Below are 25652 nucleotides of genomic sequence, written 5' to 3' on the forward strand. Positions count from 1 at the left end.
GATTCCCCCTCGTGCTATTGTAATGGAACAGTTTTTATCGCTTGCAGAACCATCCCTCTTGGTGCATAGCGAATCGTAAACGCTTTTTTATATCGAATCGATTTATTCACCATTTCTTCGATTTTCGCTTTTTCTAATAGAAATAAAATGGATAACTCCTGTTTTTCTTTATCTGTAATTAGCAGGCTTCCATTTTCTTGTCTTGTTTTCTTATCAATATACTTTTGCAGTCCATATGTAAATAAATTCGGATCGACAAATTCAAGCAGATCAAATTTACCATTGACAATTTCTTGAATGAATACAACGCCTTTACCAATGGTTGTCGAATCCATTCCTGTAATAGATACGTCATCGTTATAGGTTTCTTCAAGCATTTTTACAACCCGATTGTATTGATCGGACGCCACATTCTTTTCTTCTAAAACCGTATCAATGACAAAACGATAGGTGATAAAATATCTAGGGCTATTGTTTTCATATGATTTTAATATATGTAGCATGTGTAAAAGGAATGGAATTTTGTCAGGATTCTTGATATAAAGAAGCTGTACGGACTCGCCAAAAGGAGTGAATTCCACAAATGTACCGTTTTTTTCTCGTTGTTTGCTCAAAATACCTAGATCAACGAGCCGATTAAAGACATCACGGCGTTCCCCAAACTCTACTCCTTCTTCTCTCGCCATCTCGACAATCTCTTCCACCGACATTTTACCAGATAGTAAGGTGAAAATTTGATAAATCCACTCTATATTCACTCGGTCAATTAAATATTTATGTTTCATGTGAACACTCCATCATTTTATTTACTATATATTATAATAGATTATTGTTAAGAAGTAATAATTCCGGATAGTCAATTTACTATTTTTAACAAAAATAGAAATAAAATTTATACTTTAATATTAATATAAAAACAAATTCTTTTTTTTCGAATAATTTGCTATAAAAAACGAGATGAATCACTCCAATCAATGGTTTCTTAATTATAGCTCCATTTACTAAAATCAAAAACTATTATTGTAAGGCAGCCTTTCAATTGTTTTATATATAAAATAAGTCAAACAATAAAACCGAATACATGGTGTCCATCATCAAAAAAAAACGCAAAGTCAAAATTATTATTTAATTCAATTATAGTATAAATTAGATAAATCAGGTCTTTTGTTCTAGAATTTAGTCATTTGAGAATCTGTGCATTATATTTGATATTTGATATTTGATAGCTGTTTAGTTACCTTAAATTATTATCAGAAAAGCCTTGAAAGACCTACGCTTTCAAGGCATGATTGTAACTTATCTATACCGCCAATTTATCTCCCCATCTTCATGTATTGCCGGTAAATATATTCCCTTTTTATTTTGATGCTCATCAATAATCATCGTTCAGCCAATCTTCATTAAAACTACCTTCCTTGAATTCTTTCTCCTCATTAACAAGAGCCGCTAGAAAATCTTTATATTTATTATATTTTCATTGGCTATGATAGATCCATAAAACCACACGCCTTCTTTATTATCATTCTGTATTTCACCCAAGCATTCTTAACGGAAATATAAGAACATAACCTCACTCCTTTGGAGAAATTATTATAAACTTGCTAGGAACCTCTCCTCTTATTAAGTATTCATTGTCCCTTTCGGTCCAAGTTAACGCTCTTTTCTTCCAAAAATCAGAAGAAGAATCATTATAGTTGTTGTAGGTACTATATTATTTGGTAAAACATCATATAGGGATTAAAGCGATTTATTCTTATTCTCTGTATAAAAAGCTGGTTACTCGGCACTAGGAAGCTTCATACAAAAGAAAAACCTTGAATGGCCATAGCCAATTCAAGGTATGAGTATAATTGTTGCCTCTTAATCCACGACTCAACTTATTAAAGTTACCTTTCAGTTACTAATAAAAACTATTTTCTTGCTTGCTAAAAAATTATTGTTCCTCGTATAACCTGTCAAGAAATTCATTAAAGTTGTTTGATAAAAAGTACATATTTTCCATTTCATCATGTTCCTCATCATGAGCCCAATGAAATATTTGTCCAAAATACTCTTTATTTATTCCAATGCATATTTGATTTCCACTTGGGTCATCTGCTATTGGAATAAATCCTATTTCTAATATTTCATCAAAAATATCAATCTTCTTCTCTAAATTATCATACATACTACCAATTCCATAAAAAATATTTAATATACTTTCTCCCAACTCATCAGATATTTTATAAATACCTGGATTGGGATATCCACCATTATATTCTAATAAAAAATCTCTATAATCTTTTGGCAGGGTTATATTTTGATTTTGCTCAAAGCTCTCTAAGTTTCCGATAGATAGATTGTCATGGATCTTTTCAATATTTACCATACTCTCACTCCTCATTTACTATTTTTACCATTAACTTTTGATTGTCCACCTATGTGCTTAAATTCATCATGAATATCTTTTTCTACAAGCAGCATTGTTTCTCCATCTTGATGATGATGCCAAGTGTATCCTAAAGGAGGTCTCCTTATGTCGGAAATTGGAGGATCAGTATCTTTTGTAAGTTTAGCCGCTATATTTGCATTTTCAAAGTCTTTTGGATTATTCTTAGGCGAATGTACCTCGATTTTAACCGGCTCAACATTTGGATGTACATAGGGTGTAAAATCAGGATAACCATTTGGATAACTTACTGATATTCCAGACTTGTTAGTATAAGTCCAAATGCCATTATCATCGATGGAGATTTTCCCACCCTTTTTATACCACTTTTCAGGTATAGGAGAGTTCATTGGTTTAGTCTTCAAAATCTCTTTAGTGACATCTTCTACTTTTAACCTACCCCTACCACTAATCTCAGACTCCACTCTCGCCATAGACATCAACTGGTCCTTTAACCCAACACCATTAACCACATTATAAGGTACTCCCCCTGCCAACGACAGTTGGTTTTTAGGATTGTATGGCAATAGGTTAGGGATAGAGACTAGTTCTTTTGCCTTCGTAACGCCTTTTACTGCAGCCGCTTTTGTGGTCGCTACCCCAGTCTTCGTTACAGCTCCTGCTCCTTTTGTTCCTACTACTGATGTGACGACTGTTCCGAGGGCATAAGTTACCCAATGAGACCGCGAATAGGCATCACCATTAACCATATCCCGTTCATATGAGTCCGAGATAGATTTGGATATATATTTATAGGTTTTTATCGGGTGCATGATTGAATTGGCTACACCTTCAACCGTTTCCCCAGGATTTGTGACAAAGTCCCAAACTCCTGTCACGAAGTCTTTACCTACATCAAATAAGCCTACGCCGATTCCTTTTGCAATGTCTGCTGTTTGCTTAGCCGATTCTAGCTGCATGACATATTGCTGCTGGGTGGGCGCTAAGTTTTCGTACCCGATCTGCTTGGCGATTTTGAGAAACTCATTCGGATCTGTGACATGATCGAGTTGTGCCTTCAAGTCTTTGATCCGGCGATTCTCCGCTTCTTCTTTCTTAACCTTCAGATATTCCGCGGTTTCTTTTTTCCTGACTTCTAGGTTTTTATAAGCTTCACTATTTTTATAAGCTGTTGCATTAAAATAGAGCGGGGATACTACTCCTCCCCTTGTACTGGATACTTTCAATTGCTCCATGAGTGCCGTCACTGCCGCTTGGTCCGCTTCGGATTTGGCATATTCAGTCGTCCACTTATGATCGATTTCGTTTACTTTGTCTATCGTTTGGGTCCGTTCCTTGTCAGCTTTCTCGATATTTTCAAAGAACGCATCGTCAGAAAAGGGCTCTAACTGAATGATATCATCAATTCCAGCAAATATTTTTTTCAGATCATCTTTTTGGGCTGTGACCATTTCCTTGGAATTTCGAGTGGCAATTGTCAGCTCTTCCTCTAAAAAAGGAACCGTAACTATGGTTTCACTAAGGTTCGCTTCGATTGTATCTCCTTGAATACCACTTAAAAAGGCAACATGCCGATTGATCAGACGCAGCCAAGAATCCACGACATCGATCTGTGCTTTGTAAAACCCTTTAATAGCCTCTGCGCCTTGCCCCTGCAGCTCATCATCCAAATGAACGATACTCTCAAATCCTTTTTTCAATTCCGTTAGCTGTTCTTTCAGGTCCTTATATTGTCCGACACGCGTTTGCATGGCAGAAACTAGTGTTTGAGATTCGTAAATCATCGACATAATGGAAAGTCCTTTCAACTTCTTTTCTTATTCATTTCTAAGTAATATTTTTATTAACTGTAAAATTATGGACTAAATATATTTTAGAAGAGTTTCTATATTTATTCAAGAAATAACCGGATAGGTGGCTTTTTTGTTCCAAAATCACTAAAAACACAAAAGAGCGCTTATAAGCGCCCTCAATCCAAAAATAAATTAATTTTTCTCTGACCAGATTATGGTTAATTCTAGATGTTTATTTTCTATTAAACACCAGATAAAGCTTTGATTTCTCCCTTGAATTACTCGCCTTTTTTACCGAGTACCACCGCCAAAGTAAGAAATATATAAGGATAAGTTAATAAAGTAAGCTCTAAAAAACCCATACTTCCAAAAAGAAATAGATCTGGAGCGTGTCCGTCTGAATAATATCCTTTTCCGGTCATATACAAGCCAACAAGAAGATACGTTATTATAGATATTCCTATTAAACCATAGCCTATGAAATTAAACTTAATTATTGTAAAACTATGTATTAAAATACCTAAATATAACAATCCAAGCAGCAGCAATAAAATCGGTATGTAAAATGGCTCATAAAAATAGTCACTCATACTTTCAATTAGCATCTTATACCCCCTTCTAACCATTACTTATTCTGGATTACAAATATTAATATAAGTACCAGCCAAAGTTTTATCAGGTCGCCACGGTTCTAAGTTCCAAGAACTTTTATAAATAGTAAGAGGATTAGCTGCATGACATATAAACTGGTCTTTAATTCTACCTGCCTTTGAGCTACTAATATACTTCTTGAAATCAGCATCAGCCGTCACTTCACTCCACATATCCAACATAATTTTTGCTTGAGAAAGACCAGTCATACTAGACGGACCCAGAGCCCAATGAGCAGTAATATAAGCTTTAGTACAGGTTCTGGTATATACTGAAAAAGTCCCTTTTCCACTACTATAATTCTTATCCCATTTAGTGCTTGTATTGTCAATTGTATCAGAACAAAATAAAGGATCTGCTTTCACTGGATAATTATCACCAGAATAATTGACTGTTTGATATAGAGATTGATTTTTCACCTCATACTTTGTTTCAACAAAATTACCTAAACTGTCTACTGCCCAGGCTTTACCTATATTATATATATTGTTACCATAAGAATCTTTTATGTAGAACATGCCTTCTTCCTCTACTAAACTATAGTCTTCTTTCATTTCTATATCGATTTTAAATTCCTTTGGGGCTTCCTTAGAATCAATGGAAAATATTTGTCTAAAGCCACCATCTAAAATTTGATTCTCAACACTGTAATCTTCTTCTGCGTTTGTAAATATAATTGTTCCATCCTCATTGTTTTCAAATTTCAAATCAGGATCATCTACTAAAACAGTAATTTCATTTCCTTCTGAGTCAGAAAAATTAATTTTATTTTCTTCTAAATTAATTTCAGCAGCAAAATCTTTTTCATTAGTAAATATTCTATCCTTATTTTCTTCGTAAGGAGCCACTTCGACATCCTTAAGTAAATCTATAGGCAAATCATCCATATTTCCGTTTACTTCTATACTTTCTTTTACATCTTCACTTATATTTGCCTCTGCAAATACAGCATTCAATTTAAACATACTCAGTAAAGCACATAAACTACCTATAACCAATACTAGTTTTTTCATTTTCTTCTCCTTTTTTATTTTTTCTATAATTTAACATTAGCAAAAAAATAAGATTGATTGATTCCAAAAATGAAATTAGGATTTTCACAAATGGAATATTTACCTTCTTTCCGTCCACTCACATATTAGATAGGTAAAAAAGCTGTAAACCACCTCTTTGTGATACCTTTTTCCTCACAAATTAAAAACCCCTGACACTAAAAGTACCAAGGGTTGAAGATTAATATACTTACATATAATGGGCACGTTCCCATGGAAGGGTCATTAAACATTTGTTTTTCAAAAACAATTTTACTGACCTCATTGCGAGTTCTTCAGTTGTCCACGTTAGTAAGTGGCTTTACTCGTGATGTATCGGTCATTACGGTATGGGGGCTAATAGTATATTTCTTTAAGCTTTGTAATATTGTACAAAAATGGGCTGTCCAGGAGCCACAAAATTGGCAAAGTTAAACTGATACGTAAAAAAGGGCTATTCCTGTTGAAAAATCAAAAGGAATAGCCCCTTTCTTTGTATCAAAATTAAAATGCCGGAATGGCCGTTTCACTATATTTCTCTTCTAAAAATTTGCGTACCTCTGGGCTTGTCATGGCCTTGGCCAACTTTTGGACTGGCTCAGAATCCACGTTATCCTTGCGTGCCACTAATGTAATCGCAAAGTCATTTTCAACACCTTCTGTGAGAAGAGCGTCATTTTTTGGTGTCAAACCAAGCGGTGCAGCGTAAGCAGGTGTTATCACGATCGCATCTGCTTCATCATACGTTCTCGCTAGCATTAATAAATCGACTTCTTTAAACTTATAGTTTTTAGGGTTCTCAGTGATATCAGACATTGTATAGTATGGACCCTTTTTTTCCTTTAAAGTGATAACTTTATGCTGTGCCAGCAATGCCAATGAACGATCGATATTGGACACATCATTTGCAATGGCAATGACGGCGCCCTCTGGCAATTTATCCATTGAATCGTATTCTTTGGAATACACCCCATAATTGGCAAAATAAATTGGTTTCACCGGTACAAGCTCGGCATTTTTGTTTCGATTGAATTCCTCCATATATGGAACGTGTTGGAAGAAGTTCACATCTACTTCTCCTGCCGCTAGTGCGGTGTTAGGCTGCACATTATCACCTAATACAACCATTTCCAGGTTAATGCCCTCCTCTGCCAGCTTTGGTTTAACAAGCTCAAGAATTTCCGTCATTGGGGGAATGAGTGAGGCCACTTTCAATGTTACCTCTTCCTTCTCCTGATTCTGCGCATTTTCTTTCTCTTTTACTTCATTCGTCTTTCCACATCCTACTAAAAACAACATAATTGCTGCCATGAGAAAGAGTATTTTTTTCATGATGTTTCCCTCCATTATTTATCTTTTATCAATCATTCTGGCTACTGCCGTGCCAATGAATTGGATAAGCTGTACTAGAATAATCATAATGATAATCATATAAATCATTAGCTCTGTTTTAAACTGCTGGTAGCCATACCTGATGGCAAAGTCGCCGATACCGCCGCCTCCGACCACTCCCATGATCGTTGAATAGGAAATAAAGCTGATGATCGATGTTGTTAGTCCGAGGACAAGCCCTGAACGAGCCTCCACGTAAAGGAATTTAAATATGACATCCTTAACGGAAGCCCCCATGGAAATGGCTGCCTCGATCACACCCTTTGGCACGTCCAATAAAGATTGCTCAACTAATCGCGAATAATGGGCAATGGCAATGATCGCTAATGGAACGCAAGCAGATGCTGTCCCAATGGCTGTGCCGATTATGAGTCTTGTAAACGGGATTAAAAAAACAACCAATAACAAAAATGGGAAAGAACGAATAATATTGACAAATAAATTCAAAATCGAGAAGGCCCACGGATTTTCAAGCAAATGACCCTTCCTACAAAGAAATAGCAAGGTCCCGACAGGCAATCCAATCAAAATCGCAGCTAAAATGGACACACCAACCATGGTAATGGTTTCTCCAATTGACTGCCAAATTTCTGCCTCATATTGAACTAAAATCTCAGGCATGGCCTAGCCCACCATTCTCTGCTAATTGTTCGATAAAGTATTCTGGACGATTATCCCTTTTTTCAATCCCAGTTGGTTCGATTAAGACCGTGTCATAAATCTCTCCATCTGCCATTATCGTAACACGATTGCATATACTTTTAATGACATCCAGCTCATGACTAACAATGACAATCGTCACACCGAAGCGTTTGTTTATGTTCTCTAGCACGTCTAATATTTCAGCCGTTGTATTTGGATCAAGGGAGGAAGTCGGTTCATCACATAACAACACTTGCGGGTTATTTGCCAATGCCCTTGCAATGGCAACACGCTGCTTTTGTCCCCCGCTTAATTGTACAGGATATCTCTCCATCTCACCCTCCAATCCGACAAATTGAAGACACTCTACAACACGGCTCCGACGTTCTTTCTTTGGGTAATTTGCCAGCTCTAAAGAGGCTGCCACATTGTCATAAACCGTTTTATTTGCCACAAGATTAAAATGCTGAAAAATCATGCCAATCGACTTCCGTGCCCCTCGGAGTGCTTTATTGTTCAATGTTGTCAGTCTTTGGCCGTTTACCTCCACTTCGCCCGCATCTGGGGTCTCCAACAAATTCATTAGCCGCAGCAGCGTTGATTTCCCTGCTCCGCTTGCTCCGATTATTCCATGGATTTCACCTTTAGGTATTGTTAAAGTAACAGACTTAATTGCCTGAAACTGTGAAAATTTTTTACTCACTTGATCCAGGTTAATCATAAAATCCCACTTTCTATTTGTTGAAAGGTAAGCATACCGCTCCACATTATCGTTTCTTCAAAGAAACACAGCTGATAAATCATTTTATCAACTAATGAGGACCTAATGCAAAGACACAAATTAACAGTTAAAGACTTCCAACCCTATTATCATCCTTATGACTAGATTTTTCTATTAATCGGATTATTCCTTTCAAAATATTAGAGTGTACATTATAATTGATAATGGTTATCATTATCAAATGTTGTTTTCTAATCTTCAAAATATGATTATTCTTAAAGGACGGGGAGAAAATACATGATTCAGTACCTTGATGAGAAAATTGCCAACTATGAGGTATGTGTCATCTTGCCCTCAGGTTACGATCAAACCAAGACATACCGAACGATCTATATGCATGATGGCGGTGAAACTGCCAAGCAAGCTGCAAACTATATCGATCATTTAATTCTTTCAGGGCAAATTGAACCACTTATCGTTATTGGAATTGAACCCATTGATCGCAAAAATGACTATACGCCATGGGAAGCACCATCACTTGCACCGCATGCTTCCACCTTTGAAGGACGAGCGCAGGTTTATTTACATACTGTCGTAACCGAAATAAAGCCATATATAGATGCCCATTATGCTACCAATCCCGAGCCTTCACATACAGCTATTTCCGGCTGCTCACTTGGAGGACTTGTTTCGATTTTCGCCTCCTATTATTATCCAGAGGTATTCCATCAATTTATCTCATTATCTGCTTCCTGTTGGTACGAGGACGTTCTTCGCTATCTTCAAGGAGAAAAGATTGAACGACAAGGAAATATCCATCTAAAACCATCAGTGAATCGTCAAAGCCATCAGCTCTATTTATATGTCGGGGAATTAGAGGGAATTTATAAAGAAACGATACAAAAGCATATGGTTGACTACACGAAGAAAGCCCACCTAGAATTTATCAAGGAAGGCTATTTGGAATCTAATCTATTATTTGCCTCAGATCCAGAAGGAACTCATGATGACCTATTCTTTACTAACTACTTCATTCAGTCACTTCGTTGGTTATATGGCAGAGAAACTAAAAACGAAAAGTTGGATCGTTAATTGGCCTTATCGATTGCATCACAATAGCCCCCAAGAATGATAATTTCCTCCAGTCTTGGGGACTGCTTTTTCAAAGGTCCTTATCTATTGGCGAAACATACAGCTCAACTGCTAATTCCTTTAATGATAGTCTATTCAGCATGGCATATAGAACCTTGCATCCTCTACCATAAACCCTTCATACTTCCAACAGTGATCAAAAGCCTTTGATCGATACAATGATCGCAATCAGCATGCAGCGTAACCTCATGCTCGTTCTGTTACGGTAAAATTAGTGAATGATTCAGCTACAAGCTTTCTAGCAAGAAATAACAAACGATAACCAAGCAAGGGTTTTCCTCGTAAAAATGTTTTGTGGTATGATAGTTAAATTGTTTATCTACCCTGTGACACATTTACATTCATCTAAGAAAAGAGGTATTTATGCACGCCACAGAATTAACCAAGCGACATTGGTTGCTCATCTTAACACTTACTTTATTAACATTTGTTCTCGGGACAAGCGAATTTGTTATCGTCGGGATCTTAACCGATATTTCCTCGAGTCTCCATATCACAAATGCCAAAGCAGGCACACTCGTTTCTGCGTTTGCGCTTACGTTTGCCGTTGCCACACCGCTCGTGATGTCGGCAACGAGTCATTTTCCAAAGCGTAAATGGATGTTGTTTCTGATAGGTTCGTTCATCGTCCTGAATGCTTTGTGCGTGATTTCGACGAGCTACATCATGCTCCTTGCACTTCGGATGCTGACTGCGATTGTAACAGGGGTTTTAATTTCCCTTGCCATGGTTGTTGCAAGTGAAACCATGCCGATCGCTAAACGCGGACTTGCTATTTCATTCGTTTTCGGTGGCTTTACGCTTGCAAACGTGATTGGAGTACCAATAGGCACTGTCATCGCTGAATGGTACGACTGGAATGCATCCTTCCTGTTAACGACTTTTCTCGGAGCTATTGCGTTTTTGGCATCTTTCTTCGTATTGCCTACTTTGCAAAGTACAATTCGCAGTTCGATGCGTGATCAATTTTCTTTGTTAACACACCCGCGAATTTTAATGGCTTTTTTCATTCCATCTCTTGGGTTTGGAGCGACGTATGCCGTTTATACGTATCTTGTTCCAATGCTGAAAGGAATGGAAGCACCAGGCAGTTCAATCAGTTTGATCTTGTTTGGCTACGGATTCATTTCCATTTTCAGCAACATACTTGCTGGTAAAATTGCCAGCTACAATGCTATCGGACGCCTCCGGTTTGTTTTCCTCGTGCAGGCAATCGTTCTGATCAGTTTATATTGGACGACAAATCATTTTATCTTTGGATTGATTAACATTGGCTTGATGTCGTTAATGGCCATCCTTTTAACAACATCCACCCAGCTTTATTTGATAGACCTTGCCGGTATTTATCAACCAAAAGCTACAGGGCTAGCTGCTTCACTGATGCCAGTAGCAAGCAATGTCGGTATCGCCTTTGGTTCCGCACTGGGCGGAGTTGTTTACCATCAGGGAAATTTGCTTAATGTGACATGGGTCGGTGGGCTGGTTGCAATCTGTGCAAGTCTTCTAACATTCCTAAGTTATCGCTTAGACCAAAAACAAAAGAAAGCAGCATAAGAGAAAGCTAAGAACACTTTGGTATGCTTCCTTTGTAACCTCATCATTTCATGGCATAATAAACGAGATTACAGTTAATCCTTCAAATAAAATGGAGAAAGAAGTATCAAGAACATTAGTTGTTCTTTGATACTTCTTTTTTTAAACAAACTGGGTGCTTACCTCTAAAAAACCAAGAGGATAAATGCGATTTACGCTGCCTGAATTATACGCCTTCCTTCCATTTATATACCGTGACGTTATTTCGACGACACCACCAAAAACCGGACAATTTGATCCGAGAAGTTAAACCAGTAATGGGCTTTTCTAGCATCGAACATGAACGACTGCTGTTCATGGAGTTCTATTCTTTCCCCCTCTATTTCCACTGTTAACTTCCCTTCGATAATGAATAAGAATTCATGTCCGCTATGAGAAAAAGCGCTTCCTTTATTCTCCCCTGGCTTTAACGTGACTAGAATAGGCGAAAAAACAGCATCACGAATGCCGCTGGATAAATTCTGATAATGAAATTGTTCATGATTGTAATCTGAATTTTCTTGGGAGCGGTCCTCAGAAAAAAAGAAGCTTGGGCTGACATCTAATGTATCGGCGATTTTTTTTAATGACTCTAATGTGACGCTTGATTTACCCCGTTCTACTTGTGATAAAAAGCTGATCGAAACTCCTGTTTGTTCAGCAAGGCTCTTTAATGTTAGTTTTCGTTCTTTCCTCAATGACTTCATTTTTTCCCCGATTGAATCAAAAGGCATAGAGATGCCCCCTTTTTTTACATAGTATCTAGCTACATTATACAGTACAAATTTTGATGAATGTTCCGTCATTAATAAAATAATTGACAGAAAATTTAAAATTATTTACAATAAAGGAAATAATAAATTGAAGTGACACTTCAATTTTGGAGGGGTGACTCATGATGGAAAAGAAACAAATGCGGCGAATATTAATCGCGAGTTTAGTAGGAAGTTCGATTGAGTGGTTTGACTATTTTTTATATGGAACCGTTGCAGCTCTCGTGTTTAACCAGCTATTCTTCGTGAATGAGGATCCGACAATAGGGCTGTTGCTTTCCTATGCATCCTTTGCGTTAGCATTCTTCATCCGCCCTTTTGGCGGAGTGATCTTTAGTCATATTGGCGATCGCATCGGGAGAAAGAAAACACTTGTTATAACACTTAGTTTAATGGGAGTCGCAACATTTGGGATGGGCCTTCTTCCTACGTATCAAGCCGTTGGTATTTGGGCGCCGATTTTATTAATCACGTTGCGCTTAGTTCAAGGTCTGGGAATTGGCGGTGAATGGGGAGGCGCGCTTTTATTGGCCGTTGAATATGCTCCCGCTGAAAAACGGGGCTTGTTCGGAGCTATTCCCCAGATGGGTGTTACAATAGGAATGCTGCTTGGCACCATTGCCTTATCTATTATGACACTGCTTCCTGAAAGCGCATTCATGACTTGGGGATGGCGTTTACCATTTATTTTTAGTGCTTTCCTTGTATTTTTTGGCCTATGGATTCGTAAAGGAATCGATGAAACACCGTCTTTCAAAAAAGTAAAGGAATCTGGAGAAGTTCCAAAGCTACCGATTGTAGAAACTCTTAAAAATTATTGGCGTGAAGTGCTTATCGCCGTGGGAGCCAAGGTGGTAGAAACAGCGCCATTTTATATTTTCAGCACATTTGTCGTATCATATGCTACTTCGAATCTCGGTTTCTCAAGGACAGCTACATTGACTGCAGTCATGATTGCAACAATTATAACGACAATATTAATACCATTCATGGGGATGCTTTCTGATAAAATGGGCCGCAAAAAGCTGTTTATAGGCGGAACGATTGGGATGGCACTGTTTGCATTCCCATACTTCTGGTTGCTGCAGCAAAAGTCGGTACTCCTATTAATCATTGCAACAGTGATAGGTTTAGGGGTAATTTGGGCTCCCATCACAGCTGTTCTTGGAACGATGTTCTCGGAAATTTTCGATGCAAGGATTCGTTATACCGGCATCACGCTTGGATATCAAATCGGGGCAGCTCTGGCAGGAGGTACAGCGCCGCTAGTTGCAACTGCTTTACTTAATAAGTTTAATAACTCCTATGTTCCTGTCGCCATCTATATTATTTTTGCCTCTGTCCTTTCCCTAGCGGCGATTTGGGCAGTTAAGGATCGCAGCAATCAGAAATTAGACGAAACGCATAATACTAGTGCCATGTAATCCATGGTTCTTTTACTTCAAGGAGGACAATTGAATGTTGGTAATAAATGAGAAGGAAATTCAACAATCATATGGAATGAAGGACGCAATATCGGATGTAAAGGCCGTATTACGTGCACATGGTGCTAGAAAAATAGACAACCCTCATCGCACCGTTCTTGCTTTCCCTCAACACGAGGCATCGGCACTTTACATGCCAAGCGCTGATTTATCTGAAGAAGTTTCGGCGGTCAAAGTCGTTACCATTTTTCCAAAGAATCCTTCAAGGGGGATGGCAACGACACAGGGAGTCATCTTGCTGTCAGATGCAGAAAATGGTGAACATTTAGCATTGTTGAATGCCTCCTATTTAACACGTCTCAGAACGGGGGCATTGAGCGGCATTGCCACAGACTTTCTTGCTCGTAAAGACGCTAGGGTTCTCACGATTATTGGAACAGGAGCTATGGGATTTGAACAAGCAATTGGTGTGTTAGCCGTAAGGGACATTGAGCGTATATTATTAGTAAATCGCACACGAGAGAAAGCGGAGAAGTTCGGTGAAAAGCTGCGGGCATTCGGAGTAACCGTTCCTTTTGAAGTTTTCGAAGATGTTTCAGCAGCTGTTCGTCAAGCAGATATAATTTGCTGTGCAACCCGCTCGAACGAGCCTGTATTTAATGGGCTGGATTTAAAGCCGGGCACACACATTAACGGGGTCGGTTCTTATTTGCCGGATATGAAAGAAGTGGATAATACCACGGTTTCACGCGCTGCTAAAATTATCGTCGACGATTTTGCGGGCGTGAAGGATGAAGCAGGAGAACTCATACATGCAGCCGATCGGGGAGATTGGTCGTTTAATGATATCCATGGGGAGCTTTATGAACTTGTAATGCGGACCAAAACAGGCAGGGAAAATGAAGAGGAAATTACCTTCTTTAAATCTGTCGGTGCTGCTTACTTTGACCTCGCTGTCGCAAAAGGTGTTTACTGTCAATCGAAAGAACGGAACATCGGGATAGAGATTGAGGTATAACAGAAGCTGCGGTCTATTATTTGAGTTAAATCCAGAAGAAACTCATGAAAACCTATTCTTTTCAACTACTTCATTAAGTCGCTTCGTCGGTTATTTGGCATTGAAAAAATAGAAACGATGGATCGTTAATCATTAAAATAGCCGCAAAGAATGGTGATGTTCACCAAGTCTCGGCGGCTTGTTTTTCTTTATTTATCGGCGAATGGTACGGAATGCTCATGGCGGTCGGCACTACAGACGCATGATTTTCATCCATTGCTACATACAGCATCACTGCTAACTTTTTCAATCACTTTTACTTCATCAATTGCTGTAGAATACTTACCAAATGTTTTAGTTTTAGCTTTAACCGTACCCCTGCCAACAACAGTTGGTTTAGGATTGTAAGGCAATAGATGTGTTTAACTATTTAATATACAGAAATCTTTAATTACTTAACTTACGCCAGAATCATTTCCAATTATTTTCTCTAATAATCCCATCTGACTAACTATTTCAATATCATTTTTAAAATTTTGTAAACTAGCTTTATATTCATTGCATTCTAAATCTTTGGAGTAGCCAATACATAAGTTTAATATACTGTTTAGTTTTTCAGCAGAACCACTAATAAAATAGGTCGTGAGTATTTTATTATTTGTGCTTGCAAGTAGTACAATTGTTGCCATGTCCAGTGCATATTCTATGTCTGTATCTGAAATCTTTCTATTCTTTTTCTTAGGGTATTTAAATTCATAGCTATTAATAGAATGAATTTTTCCTGTGAGTAATTCTAGTATCGTTTTATTATAGATTATATATACTCCTTTAGTCAGCTTCATTTCTGGAGCATAAGGATCAGCCAGTATATATTTTATACGTTCATCTTCTTTAGGAATCTCTATTCCCTCTAAATCATGCCCTAAAATATAGGCTACTTCCTCAATTCTTTTAGGAGGGAATAACCTTGCGAAGTCGTGCTTTTTTTCCATAGAATACTTCCTTTATAAATAAATTTGATAAATTACCAGAGCTTACCTCCTCCGTAGAATGAGTGAGTACCATATTCATGAGGATGATAATGTGCAAATGTACCTTTTCCTTTACCAGCAGTATGTGCTGAATCAAATCTTTATCGTCCAGTTGGTGAAGCACCTTTTGCTATACTGAGTGCATTTGATGAGCCAATACTCCAAGTATCTAATCCACTTTTTAATCTTGAAATTGCTTTCGATTTAGATCTACCTGGACCAACCCATAACCCCTTAGAGTTTGAAGTTCTCATTGCTTCATAATGCACATACCTCTTATTTTTTGTGTTATCATTAGCTACCTTACCTGCTACCCATAATGCACCTGCATTTAAATTTTTATTGCTCAGCATCAAATTCAGATTCTGAACGGTCTCTATCTGTAGGTATTTCATTTTTATATGCATTTTAATACTCAGAAACTACCTCTGTGGCTTCCTCGTTCAAAGAAGCTTTACCTTTCCCCATTTGTCCGCTATTCACATCTTGCTTAATACCTTCAACGTATTCATTCGAATTGGGACCTGATACTAATAATGAACCATCATCTTGTGCATACGCTAAAAACACATATGATTTTCCTTCTTCCGGTAATGTATCATCTTCATACAAAACAACAGAAGAGCCATCTTCATTTATCCCTCCAGCCTTTTGAATAGGTATGGAAGTATCTGTAACTAGATCACCCTTTATATTTTGCAGGACAGTAACTTGGTAATTTGTATACGGTGTTGAAACCTCTTTAGCACTGTCACTAGTTTCAATTGTTACAGGGTCTTTGTATAGAGTGTCAACATCTTCATCGACTCGGCCTATAAAAACGTAATCTGCATCACCTACAGTTTCATTTGGATCATCCACATCTACAGCAAAAGTACCATCCATTTGAATTACCTTTAGATTCTTTTTATCCTCCGAATTTACATCTTTCTTGGAATTAGAACAAGCTGAAACTATCAAAGAAAGACTAACTATAAATAATAGTGAAGCAAGTAACCGAACTTTTTTCTTACCCATTTTTTCCCCCTCCTCCTCCTGTTAGTATTTCTTATAAGCAGCGGTATAAGACGGTCTATCATAATGGCATAATAACCAAAATCTCAGATTAAAAGATCCCAAAATTGAATTCAGGATTTTCATATATGGAATATTTAATAATATTAATTAAACCAAATACTCATGTGTTATCAGATGCATTGAAGAAAAAAACTATGATTACTATTTTTTATATAATCAAATTTAGCCACCATCAATTACCTTTTATATTGGTAAAAGTTTCAACTAATAATCACTCATTTTTTATTGATTTTTGAACGAATAAGTATAGATAAAGCACAAGTACCATAGAGAAATAAAGCTAAGAAAAGTAAAGGTACTAATATTGTTGATATTTGATCTTTTGGAACAACCCAAAATAATAGAACTGCAAAGGAAATTGTTCCACTTAACCCCACGAATATCGCATAAAATAATAATCCGAAATTTAAAGCCTTTTTATAATTCTCTTTATTTGTAGACATCAATATCAAAATTCACCACCTAATTTTAATTTTGTTTTAACCACTGTTTTTTAGAATTACTTATCATCTTCTAATCCTGCCTTTACTCCTACTCCGATACCGTAACTTTAGAAAAATAACCTCAAGCAACTCCCTATTTGGATTAAGCACCAGTCAAAAACTCCTCCTCAGACCCTATATTTTACGACAAATAAAAAAATCCATCTTGAAAAAAGATGGCTTCTTTTCTACCTGTGTTGCTGTGTCGACGTTGTTTTCACGCAGAGTTGATTGAAACGGAAGGTACGAGACTCCTGCGGGAAATACGCGTCCAAGGGGAGACCCCACAGGCGCAAAAGCGCCGAGGAGGCTCCCGGACCGCCCGCGGAAAGCGAGTGCCTGGAGTGGAAATGAACGTCACAATTTCACAAAAATAGATTGATCATTTTCTATCTGTATTCCTCCACAATCGTGCACGGCTGGGAAGATTTTTCTGGCTTTATCGAAGAGGAGTTAATTGTTACCCGTTTCGGCTTCAGCAACCTCTTTGACACGGTCTAAAAATTCAACGACCACTTTATCGGTAGCAAATAATAATAATATTTTTAAAAACCACTTTAACGGGCGACTGGTGACTGTATATGTAAAGGAAGTTCTATTGTCATTGATTTTATTTAGTTCGTAAAAAGCTGTAATTTCAAACATTTTAGCAAGTATAAATCCTACTTTAAGCTTTTTCTCATTAGTCTCATTCAAATATTCCAATGTTTCTATATCATACTCTTCTGTTCGTTTTCCTTCTCTATATTTTTGGCGATATACACTTCCAACCACTTCTTCCGTTATTTTAACGGGCTTTTGTTCAACTACTTGAGGCATGATTTTTTACATATTTTCTACAGAACCATCAAGAAACTTCCATACCTGTTCAATTGGGGCGTTTATTTCTATTTCCCTTGTCCATTTTTTCAATGAAAATTACCTCTACCTATATTATATTTCCTTTATTATGTAAAACCAAATTCTCAACTGATAAATCATGAACAGTTAAGAGATAGGGGGAATTATTTTAAAAAGCATGACTTAAATATAGTAAATACGATATAAAACATCGGAGACAAAAGAGAACAAATTAAGATGAAATAATGTACAAACCCCATCTCTATGAGTGGGGCCTTTTCTTCTTCAACCAACCCATCGCTAGTTGAAGAAGAAAACTTCCATTTAGTAAATATTTATCATTGGATATTTTGGCAAAGAAAACATCAACTTTACCTCTAACATACTAGAAGAGAAATTATCATTGCTATTCCTGCTATTCCAACTTAGGAGGCTATTTTTTATTGTCTAAAAGATGCTACACTGTTACTTTTGAAGAGACCGCCGCCGTGGAATCCCTATTCAACAAAAGCCCCTGTTAATTGGGTACTCATACTTATATCTGATACATCATAATAATAGCTTAATGCTTGAATAACTTCATTTTTTAACGTTTCGATATCTAATAACGGTGACATAACGACTGGATATTTTTTATTCAATTCAAAAATGACACGTCTGCCGTAACGTTCGTCCTTTCCTAGATCCGGTCGATCCTTAATATTTGACTTCATAATATTTGAAATTTGTAGCTCATCAATAATTGTTAATATTTTAATTAAAAACTCTGAGTTTCGAAAAATGGCATATTTAATAATATAGTTATATACGTCTAAATTTTCCAAAACTAAATTATAATAATGCTTCTTCTCTTCAACATTTATATCTAAATCTTCAATATATTCAGCTGCAAGGACACATTTATAAATATAATTTTCCCAATCGAACGGTTTGATTACAACTCTTTCGAAATCTTTAATACCTGTACTTACGATCGGGTAGTTTTCAAGAATAAATTCACGCTTTTTCGTAACTAGTAATGAATGCCAAAATATCTCTTCTAAATGAAGATCACGATCTGAATGGATATAAGAGGCAGCAATTATTTCAAATGCCCGCTGGAAGGCTTGCTTCTTCTCTTCCTCTGATCCACGTCCCATATATATTGGAAAATCTGGCGCATCTGCAATTGTTACAAATTTATTAGAAAAATAGTCCTCATTACTATTGATTTTATCATCTAAAAAATCTTGATAAAATTGCTCATTACTTTTATAGCCCTTTTTTAATAGTCTAATTTCCATGATTAATAAGCCCCTTAACTGCCCCTGCATATTTTTCAATAATTTTATCAGATATTAAAGAGATAACCTCATCAATATTATCAATTGAAATTTCATCAATCATTTTTTTAGTCATTAACTGATACAGCTTAAAATCAAGTAGGTTTTCAGGCTGAGTAATTTGTGTTAAATCAACATAATCCTCCCCCTGCTCACTATACTGACTAATAAAGCGTTGCAGAGCCGTACGAAGACCTGTATAAATATAGGGATTATTAAATGCTTGACTAGACCCCACTCCATTGAATTGGAACTCCTCTTTTCGATAATGAATAATGATAGTTTCAGGTCCAAGTTCAACTTTAATATCTGAAGATAAGTTTTCATCTAATTTCTTTTCAAATAGCACCAATGGTTTTTGAATACTGCCTTCAAATACAACAATCTTAGAGAAACCTAATAATGAATTTTTGGGTACAATAATTTCATCCTTGAACGCGTCATAAAATGAACTTAAATCACCATTTTCACTAAAATTGATTTCTTTTGTTGATTGAATATGCAATTGAATTGAGGTACGTTTACTTAAAGAAACCCTTTTCTTAGGCACTTCAATTGCTTTTTGATTTTGCTCAAGCCTATAAAACTTATTATCCTTTGATTGGATAATTAAGATAGGTACTGCATCCCCTTTTGCAATTAGCTCTTTTATAAAGGCTGAACTAATTTCGTATTCTATTTCAAATCGATAATCATTCGTATTTTCCTCTAATTTAACGTCTAACAAAAAAGAACTATTTTCATAGCTTGTTGATGTATTCGTCAAAACGGGATATGGAAAATTTGCATCTTTTTTATAGATCATTTTACACCTCTACATAGTATATAAATTTCAATGCTCGATTATAATTAGGCTTAAGGTCCAGTTTTAATTTTACAATACCATCTTTTATCGAAACATTCTTAATAGATTCATTATCGATTTCACATTTTGATCCTCTACTGTTATCAATTACAGTTGCGTAGTTCTCTTTTAATTTAAACTCATTCTTATATTCTTCTCCCATTCCATCAATAATGTTAAATGAGAGATTACAAGAAGTCGTATTTTTCATTTCTGAAATATCTTTGAAATTGAATTGAATAAATTCAGTATTTTTCACAATTAAACGTTCTACTATATTTGGACTTACACTATATGTTTCAGTGTTGGATTCCTGCAATTCATCTGTAGTACCAGTAGGATTGTTACTACGAGTACGTTTAATGCCTGTATTTTTAGGCTCTACGGTACCTTTTTTCGTTCCTTTTTTCTTAGGCTTTTTATTTGGAGTACCATCTGTTGCTTTTACAACTAGATTGCCTTTATTAATCTTCACCGCTCCATAAGCATTTGATAAATCTTGCTTGAATTCGGATTCTATAATATATAAAAGATCTTTAGTATCCATCAAACCATCTGTAGGATTATTTTTCATCATTTCCTCATCAATGATGCCTGCGATTACACTTGAAAGATTATTTATAAAGCGTTTAGCTTGTGATTTAAGCCTTGGATCTTTAATATCCTCTGATGAGATCTTTGTATGGGATTCATTTTCTAGAGATTTCAAATAACCATCTTCTTCTAAACCACCAATTAAAACAGCGTTATAAGGTTTTGTCGCATTCGATTTGACTGAAAAATCTTCAATTTTCATACCAATCGTACGAACAATGGCTACCCGGCCTTTTGAAATAGATTCATCATATTTAAAATAAAGCTTAAAATCAAAGTACTTATCACCATTTGAAATTACAATATCTCTTGGTTTTTCATTTTTATACGTTTTTACATAAAGTGGTGTAAATACTTTCTTCATATCTGAAATTTCTTGAATGTAATACTGGCTATCGTTTAAATAACGTTCAATTGTATCTGTATTAATTACATGATCGTTCACATGAACTTCTAATCTACCATCTAAAATAGAGACAAAGAAGCTATCGCATACCGTTTTAATAATTTCATCTTCATTATCAAACTCTGCACGTAAGTACGGAATTATAATTTTTAAACCTCTAGTTTTCTTTTCAAAAACAGAATGAAATTCATTTTCATAAGGATAAAACTTTGATGTATCATTTTCTACTTTTAGATCAGCAAAATAACCAGTTGAACGGTAGCATTGTTGATTAAACATATGCTCAATTAATTGAGCAGTGCCTCCTAAATGCTGGTCCCCTTGCTCATCACAGTTTGCGAAATACATTAAATGAAGATCCGATGCGGCATTTGATGCAATTTTCCCTACACCATGCGAGCCACCACGTGTAGTTTCAATAGATTGATCACTTTCCTCAAAATGTACACCTTTGTTATATGCATAAATACCCCAAGTATCTTTCTTGGAATGGCTTTGTCCATTTTTCGCTCCAGTTAGACCTCTAGTATTTATATCTTCAAAGGAAATATAGCGTACTTCTTCCTGATCCACTTTTTTGAGCATATGGCTAATCGTTTCTTTCGTGTAACTATTCCTACCTTCTAGGCACTTAATACGATTAATGACATCATCAATTCCTGGTATGTCACTATTATTAATCGTACCGATATTTATTTTCACAATAACCGGTGTAGTGCTATTAGCTAATCGCCCATCTAACGAGTTTTGTATATTTTCTTTCGTTAAACCTTTTACACCTAATCCATAGAAACGCTCTAATATTTTATTAAAATTAGATTCTTCGATATTCGGTATCGGAGAAAATTTCCACTTACTTTCTATTTCGCCAACTAATTCCATATAAAACACCTCTACTTTTTTCTCACTAAAATTTTTTAGGTTCGTGCTCTTTATTAAACAGTCTTCTACTCCACCAGTATTTCGATTTTTCCTTCCCCTTCCTTATTTGCCCATATTGAAGAAATGATTATAAATAGTATTTCGCATTAGATCGTCGTAAAGAATACAAAAGTATTAAACCATTTGTTAGATTTAGGAATTGATATTTCTGGTGACGATAGTATTTATTCTGGCAGTTCCTTCTTTACGGCAATAGAGAATCCACTAATCGATCACGACTGTCCATGAACCTTTTTTAAATTGCTGCATTGGTTAAATGACTGCAATTAACAATTGTTAATGCATTATCTTTTATTTCAATTAAATTAAGTCCCTTACGTGTATAAATATCCTTATAAGCATTGCATGCGTTTGCCATTTAAACAGAAAATTACTCCTGTACTATGTAAAAGACGATGCTTGTTATTTTTTTGAGTTCCGTGAATTTAGAACACAAGTAACTAAAAATGTATTTGCAGTGGTTTTTAACTACTTTGCTGATTCTCGTCAAGGAGATATATAAGAAGGCATCCCAACGCATATTACCACTACAGTACATAGGGAAACGTTGACCTGTTCCATATATGTGTTTAAACTAATATCGCTTTCAAGACGCCAATTTCTTAATCAAATAATTTAATTCAATACTTATGTACTATATTTTCTTTAGTCTTAGCTCGGTCTACAATATTGCACAAATCAATTCGCATCTCTTTACCAGAATTATGCATCAAATGCATTTACAACCCCTTTCGACAATTGAAGAGCCCGGATGCCTTTGCAGATTTCCAACACTAGAGTAATTATTTTCAGTGTCACCTAATATCTCCATACCTATCGTCGTTTCAATAGCCCTTAAGGAAATTACTTCTTGAGTTCTTTCAAAATAACAAACTAATTTTACCTCATTTAATATAGGATTCATATCTTTACAGTAATTACATTAATTCACCCTCCTCTGTTACCCGAGCGGCTCATACCGATAATTAAACAACATGTTAGTTGATTCGTCAAACTTTTTTTAAAAAAAGAAGTAAAAATCACAATTATTTTTAGCGGCTTTTATTTGATTCCGATTAAACGAACAAACTACACAGAGCGGCTCAAGTTAAATTTAAACTAATAAATCCAAGAATATTTTTTTGAGCGGCTTATTATTTTTTCTAAAAAAGTTAAAATATAAATTGAAATAAATCCGTAATAGTGATAAGTTTAATGTATAATAATTTTGGGGTGGTAAAATGACTATAGCAAATTCAATTAAAATTTCATTTAAAGGTTCAAAGGGAAATCAGTTTGGAAGAGATACATACGTAACAATGATCCCTTTCAATAAACTTGAAAGTTTCTTTAAAGTTTTTCCAGAAGTTCAACGCAAACTAAGTAAGCCACGCGTTAAATCAATCGCGAAGTATATCTTAGATGGTATCGATAAGAAAAGAATGACATTTTTAAGTGCTATTACAGTGACTTGTAAAAATGAAATTGAATATAATGAAGAAGAATCTACTATTGATGTCGATATTAGCACTGTTTTCTCTATCAACGATGGACAACATCGGTCTGAAGCTATTAAATTAGCCATTATGACATTAAAAGAGGCTAAAAATAACTCAAGTAGTTATAACGAGAGAGAAAACCTTACAGATAAACTTAACATCTTAGAAAACATGACTATTCCAGTGGTGATTTTCACTGAAATTGATCAAAAAGGAGAACAACAATTATTTCACGATTTAAATCTATTAGCTGGTAAACCTAACAAATCTATTGCATTAAACTTTGATTCAAGTGATCTGTACAGTACATTAGCTAAAGATTTAGCTAAAAACAACGAGCAATTATTAAGATTAAAAGTCGAAACTGAAAAAACTCAAATTCGTGGCAATAACAATCAAATTATGGTTCTTTCTACATTAAGAAATATGTTATGCTATATCATTACAGGCGCTAATAAGGATAAAGATAGTAAATTAAATATCGAAAATTACAATGATACCCACCATACACTTGATGAAATCCTCAATTTACTATTCGAAGTATTACCAGAAGATGCTTCTAATCGTGAAAAGTACATTATCGGTACTGCGGCTACGCTACAAGGAATCGGTAAATACTTAAACGAAGTGATTTATAATCAAAATAACGTTGATTGGCAAAATGAAATTGAAAAATTAGGCACGATCGATTGGTCTCATAGTAGTTTTATATGGGAAGGTTATGGGGGTAGCTACATTCCTGAAAAGAATAAATTTGTATTTACTGGTACTAGTGCCGGTATTAATGGAGTATATGAAGCTTTGAAGAACACCTTGCATAAACAATAAAAATAGAGCCGCTCATTTTAATCGAGCGGCTCTATTTTTTTTGTAGAATGAATATATAAAGTCACACATACAACTCCTTACTACGAAGATAATCAAACCAGCGGCTCAAACAACTTTCACCTCAACTAATTTCTAACCTTCGAAAATCAAATTCGAGATCTTGAGAAGTGTGCACGCAACCAATTTAATTGATACCATGTTCCTTTTTGCCCCACTTAGTGGATAACGATCAATAATTCCAAAGTCTGCTTAAACTAGGCTAAGGTATTTTACATTATTTATTACGTTTTATTTCATGTTTTTCGATGTCTAATCCCACGCATAACGAGCAAGCATCATGCATTGTGAATCTATACTAACTCCAGCAATGACTCCCTTGACCTTCATTTATTGCACTAAAGTTCTAATTCAATTAACCTACCCGTAAGCAACTAGAACGCTGAAAAGAAAAAGTGTATTATTCTCCTGGATGAAACTGATAGTATAAGTTAAAAATTTTCACATTCTTAAAGAAGGGTAAACTTTGGTTGATATAATTTCGGGCTTTATTTCTTATTCATCCAAAACGATATGTTATCTGGGGGGATAGTTTTACTTTTGATGCTCCTTAATTTTACTAAACTTAGTAGTATGGATTTTTTTATACTTCCCAATTTGAAAAAATTTTAAAATGATTAATTACACTTCTGAACAATTCACCCGTCTCTCTATAGTTAGAATTATTTATTAATTCGCAAATTGGGTATTCGAGTAAATCCCCGAAAAAATTAAAATTTCATTAAAATCATAATGATTTATGTTTATTTCATTAAATATTCTAACATCTTGATAGTCAAAAAATGGAGCAATTTCTTATAATTATTATCAAAATCATCAGTTAGGTTTGTCATAAGCCCATCCCCTATTGCTTTTAATTTCTTCTAAAGCTACCGAAATTTGTTTTTTTGTATTTTCTTATGTTTTTGCAAAGCAACGGATCAACTCCCCTAGAATAAAGATGTTCCTTGAGACTTCAAACCTTAATATGAAACTAACCAGTTATTTAAATCTTTTCGAGTGATTGCTTTGGAGGCATATCTTTAGGTTTAAAAGACTATTGGCGAATTTTAATATGGACGATATTATAATTTATTGGTGTAGACATTTTTTTACAAACTTTTTCTCGAAGTCAATATTCAACTAATCAAGAACTTTTTTCCTATTTTTATATTTTAAGGCCTTAATTCTAGCAATTTTTCTTCCTAATAAAAAGCGCTCATTACTTGTCGCAT

General features: G+C 35.5%; 23 protein-coding genes. 6 read left to right on the forward strand and 17 right to left on the reverse strand.

Annotated features, from left to right (window positions below):
* Positions 1-14 precede the first annotated feature (14 nt).
* From ACSR9O_RS16950 to ACSR9O_RS16985, 8 genes are all read right to left on the reverse strand, one after another.
* Positions 15-785, reverse strand: coding sequence for a hypothetical protein (locus ACSR9O_RS16950; RefSeq protein WP_491724764.1), 771 nt, complete (start codon positions 783-785; stop codon positions 15-17).
* 1148 nt (positions 786-1933) lie between these two features.
* Positions 1934-2368 carry an SMI1/KNR4 family protein gene (locus ACSR9O_RS16955; RefSeq protein ID WP_491724765.1) on the reverse strand — a complete coding sequence of 145 codons (435 nt, stop codon included), beginning with the start codon at positions 2366-2368 and terminating at the stop codon, positions 1934-1936.
* 11 nt (positions 2369-2379) lie between these two features.
* Entirely contained in the window at positions 2380-4173 is a 1794-nt protein-coding gene (locus ACSR9O_RS16960; protein WP_491724766.1) for a T7SS effector LXG polymorphic toxin, read from the reverse strand.
* A gap of 287 nt (positions 4174-4460) precedes the next feature.
* A complete protein-coding gene (locus ACSR9O_RS16965; protein WP_491724767.1) occupies positions 4461-4787 on the reverse strand; it encodes a hypothetical protein in 327 nt (108 codons plus the stop codon).
* A 24-nt stretch (positions 4788-4811) separates the two neighbouring features.
* Positions 4812-5846, reverse strand: a complete 1035-nt coding sequence (locus ACSR9O_RS16970; RefSeq protein WP_491724768.1) for a DUF2599 domain-containing protein — start codon at positions 5844-5846, stop codon at positions 4812-4814.
* Between the two features lie 522 nt (positions 5847-6368).
* On the reverse strand, positions 6369-7196 hold the full coding sequence (locus tag ACSR9O_RS16975) for a MetQ/NlpA family ABC transporter substrate-binding protein (protein ID WP_491724769.1): 828 nt from the start codon (positions 7194-7196) through the stop codon (positions 6369-6371).
* Positions 7197-7214: 18 nt separating this feature from the next.
* Positions 7215-7877 carry a methionine ABC transporter permease gene (locus ACSR9O_RS16980; RefSeq protein WP_347940363.1) on the reverse strand — a complete coding sequence of 221 codons (663 nt, stop codon included), beginning with the start codon at positions 7875-7877 and terminating at the stop codon, positions 7215-7217.
* A complete protein-coding gene (locus ACSR9O_RS16985) occupies positions 7870-8619 on the reverse strand; it encodes a methionine ABC transporter ATP-binding protein (RefSeq protein ID WP_491724770.1) in 750 nt (249 codons plus the stop codon). The genes ACSR9O_RS16980 and ACSR9O_RS16985 overlap by 8 nt, the downstream gene beginning before the upstream one ends.
* Before the next feature lie 297 nt (positions 8620-8916).
* Between ACSR9O_RS16985 and ACSR9O_RS16990 the strand changes: the two genes are divergently transcribed.
* A complete protein-coding gene (locus ACSR9O_RS16990; protein ID WP_491724771.1) occupies positions 8917-9711 on the forward strand; it encodes an alpha/beta hydrolase in 795 nt (264 codons plus the stop codon).
* A gap of 423 nt (positions 9712-10134) precedes the next feature.
* Entirely contained in the window at positions 10135-11325 is a 1191-nt protein-coding gene (locus tag ACSR9O_RS16995) for an MFS transporter (protein WP_491724772.1), read from the forward strand.
* Positions 11326-11564: 239 nt separating this feature from the next.
* On the opposite strand, the gene ACSR9O_RS17000 is transcribed toward ACSR9O_RS16995, so the two are convergent.
* Complete coding sequence (locus ACSR9O_RS17000) at positions 11565-12077, reverse strand: helix-turn-helix domain-containing protein (RefSeq protein WP_427571472.1); 513 nt, start codon at positions 12075-12077, stop codon at positions 11565-11567.
* 164 nt (positions 12078-12241) lie between these two features.
* Between ACSR9O_RS17000 and ACSR9O_RS17005 the strand changes: the two genes are divergently transcribed.
* The 3 genes from ACSR9O_RS17005 (at position 12242) to ACSR9O_RS17015 (ending at position 14945) form a co-directional block, all read left to right on the forward strand.
* Positions 12242-13540 carry an MFS transporter gene (locus ACSR9O_RS17005; RefSeq protein ID WP_491724773.1) on the forward strand — a complete coding sequence of 433 codons (1299 nt, stop codon included), beginning with the start codon at positions 12242-12244 and terminating at the stop codon, positions 13538-13540.
* 34 nt (positions 13541-13574) lie between these two features.
* On the forward strand, positions 13575-14558 hold the full coding sequence (locus tag ACSR9O_RS17010) for an ornithine cyclodeaminase family protein (RefSeq protein WP_491724774.1): 984 nt from the start codon (positions 13575-13577) through the stop codon (positions 14556-14558).
* A 156-nt stretch (positions 14559-14714) separates the two neighbouring features.
* Entirely contained in the window at positions 14715-14945 is a 231-nt protein-coding gene (locus tag ACSR9O_RS17015; protein ID WP_491724775.1) for a hypothetical protein, read from the forward strand.
* 47 nt (positions 14946-14992) lie between these two features.
* Here the strand turns inward: ACSR9O_RS17015 and ACSR9O_RS17020 are convergent, their stop codons facing one another.
* The 8 genes from ACSR9O_RS17020 to ACSR9O_RS17055 all read right to left on the reverse strand — a co-directional run bounded on the left by ACSR9O_RS17020 (position 14993) and on the right by ACSR9O_RS17055 (position 22015).
* Positions 14993-15529, reverse strand: coding sequence for a hypothetical protein (locus tag ACSR9O_RS17020; protein ID WP_491724776.1), 537 nt, complete (start codon positions 15527-15529; stop codon positions 14993-14995).
* A 140-nt stretch (positions 15530-15669) separates the two neighbouring features.
* Positions 15670-15963: a hypothetical protein gene (locus ACSR9O_RS17025; protein ID WP_491724777.1), complete on the reverse strand. Its 294-nt coding sequence runs from the start codon at positions 15961-15963 to the stop codon at positions 15670-15672.
* A 13-nt stretch (positions 15964-15976) separates the two neighbouring features.
* Positions 15977-16585, reverse strand: a complete 609-nt coding sequence (locus ACSR9O_RS17030; protein ID WP_491724778.1) for a hypothetical protein — start codon at positions 16583-16585, stop codon at positions 15977-15979.
* Between the two features lie 275 nt (positions 16586-16860).
* The gene (locus ACSR9O_RS17035) at positions 16861-17097 is read right to left on the reverse strand and encodes a hypothetical protein (RefSeq protein ID WP_491724779.1); all 237 of its coding nucleotides are present in this window, start codon (positions 17095-17097) and stop codon (positions 16861-16863) included.
* 483 nt (positions 17098-17580) lie between these two features.
* Entirely contained in the window at positions 17581-17946 is a 366-nt protein-coding gene (locus ACSR9O_RS17040) for an SRPBCC family protein (protein ID WP_491724780.1), read from the reverse strand.
* A 518-nt stretch (positions 17947-18464) separates the two neighbouring features.
* Complete coding sequence (locus ACSR9O_RS17045) at positions 18465-19250, reverse strand: hypothetical protein (protein WP_402939590.1); 786 nt, start codon at positions 19248-19250, stop codon at positions 18465-18467.
* The gene (locus ACSR9O_RS17050; RefSeq protein ID WP_402939592.1) at positions 19240-20094 is read right to left on the reverse strand and encodes a hypothetical protein; all 855 of its coding nucleotides are present in this window, start codon (positions 20092-20094) and stop codon (positions 19240-19242) included. The genes ACSR9O_RS17045 and ACSR9O_RS17050 overlap by 11 nt, the downstream gene beginning before the upstream one ends.
* A 1-nt stretch (position 20095) precedes the next feature.
* Positions 20096-22015, reverse strand: coding sequence for a hypothetical protein (locus ACSR9O_RS17055; RefSeq protein WP_491724781.1), 1920 nt, complete (start codon positions 22013-22015; stop codon positions 20096-20098).
* A 1280-nt stretch (positions 22016-23295) separates the two neighbouring features.
* Between ACSR9O_RS17055 and ACSR9O_RS17060 the strand changes: the two genes are divergently transcribed.
* Complete coding sequence (locus ACSR9O_RS17060; protein ID WP_491724782.1) at positions 23296-24381, forward strand: DNA sulfur modification protein DndB; 1086 nt, start codon at positions 23296-23298, stop codon at positions 24379-24381.
* The last annotated feature ends 1271 nt before the right edge of the window (positions 24382-25652 follow it).

It is taken from the genome of Peribacillus sp. B65 (genome assembly GCF_058513295.1).

What these genes read in the sequence shown, in the direction of transcription:
- ACSR9O_RS16950 (WP_491724764.1), bottom strand. Translation starts at nt 785, where the DNA reads ATGAAACATAAATATTTAATTGACCGAGTGAATATAGAGTGGATTTAT.
- ACSR9O_RS16955 (WP_491724765.1), bottom strand. Translation starts at nt 2,368, where the DNA reads ATGGTAAATATTGAAAAGATCCATGACAATCTATCTATCGGAAACTTA.
- ACSR9O_RS16960 (WP_491724766.1), bottom strand. Translation starts at nt 4,173, where the DNA reads ATGATTTACGAATCTCAAACACTAGTTTCTGCCATGCAAACGCGTGTC.
- ACSR9O_RS16965 (WP_491724767.1), bottom strand. Translation starts at nt 4,787, where the DNA reads ATGCTAATTGAAAGTATGAGTGACTATTTTTATGAGCCATTTTACATA.
- ACSR9O_RS16970 (WP_491724768.1), bottom strand. Translation starts at nt 5,846, where the DNA reads ATGAAAAAACTAGTATTGGTTATAGGTAGTTTATGTGCTTTACTGAGT.
- ACSR9O_RS16975 (WP_491724769.1), bottom strand. Translation starts at nt 7,196, where the DNA reads ATGAAAAAAATACTCTTTCTCATGGCAGCAATTATGTTGTTTTTAGTA.
- ACSR9O_RS16980 (WP_347940363.1), bottom strand. Translation starts at nt 7,877, where the DNA reads ATGCCTGAGATTTTAGTTCAATATGAGGCAGAAATTTGGCAGTCAATT.
- ACSR9O_RS16985 (WP_491724770.1), bottom strand. Translation starts at nt 8,619, where the DNA reads ATGATTAACCTGGATCAAGTGAGTAAAAAATTTTCACAGTTTCAGGCA.
- ACSR9O_RS16990 (WP_491724771.1), top strand. Translation starts at nt 8,917, where the DNA reads ATGATTCAGTACCTTGATGAGAAAATTGCCAACTATGAGGTATGTGTC.
- ACSR9O_RS16995 (WP_491724772.1), top strand. Translation starts at nt 10,135, where the DNA reads ATGCACGCCACAGAATTAACCAAGCGACATTGGTTGCTCATCTTAACA.
- ACSR9O_RS17000 (WP_427571472.1), bottom strand. Translation starts at nt 12,077, where the DNA reads ATGCCTTTTGATTCAATCGGGGAAAAAATGAAGTCATTGAGGAAAGAA.
- ACSR9O_RS17005 (WP_491724773.1), top strand. Translation starts at nt 12,242, where the DNA reads ATGGAAAAGAAACAAATGCGGCGAATATTAATCGCGAGTTTAGTAGGA.
- ACSR9O_RS17010 (WP_491724774.1), top strand. Translation starts at nt 13,575, where the DNA reads ATGTTGGTAATAAATGAGAAGGAAATTCAACAATCATATGGAATGAAG.
- ACSR9O_RS17015 (WP_491724775.1), top strand. Translation starts at nt 14,715, where the DNA reads ATGTTCACCAAGTCTCGGCGGCTTGTTTTTCTTTATTTATCGGCGAAT.
- ACSR9O_RS17020 (WP_491724776.1), bottom strand. Translation starts at nt 15,529, where the DNA reads ATGGAAAAAAAGCACGACTTCGCAAGGTTATTCCCTCCTAAAAGAATT.
- ACSR9O_RS17025 (WP_491724777.1), bottom strand. Translation starts at nt 15,963, where the DNA reads ATGAAATACCTACAGATAGAGACCGTTCAGAATCTGAATTTGATGCTG.
- ACSR9O_RS17030 (WP_491724778.1), bottom strand. Translation starts at nt 16,585, where the DNA reads ATGGGTAAGAAAAAAGTTCGGTTACTTGCTTCACTATTATTTATAGTT.
- ACSR9O_RS17040 (WP_491724780.1), bottom strand. Translation starts at nt 17,946, where the DNA reads ATGCCTCAAGTAGTTGAACAAAAGCCCGTTAAAATAACGGAAGAAGTG.
- ACSR9O_RS17045 (WP_402939590.1), bottom strand. Translation starts at nt 19,250, where the DNA reads ATGGAAATTAGACTATTAAAAAAGGGCTATAAAAGTAATGAGCAATTT.
- ACSR9O_RS17050 (WP_402939592.1), bottom strand. Translation starts at nt 20,094, where the DNA reads ATGATCTATAAAAAAGATGCAAATTTTCCATATCCCGTTTTGACGAAT.
- ACSR9O_RS17055 (WP_491724781.1), bottom strand. Translation starts at nt 22,015, where the DNA reads ATGGAATTAGTTGGCGAAATAGAAAGTAAGTGGAAATTTTCTCCGATA.
- ACSR9O_RS17060 (WP_491724782.1), top strand. Translation starts at nt 23,296, where the DNA reads ATGACTATAGCAAATTCAATTAAAATTTCATTTAAAGGTTCAAAGGGA.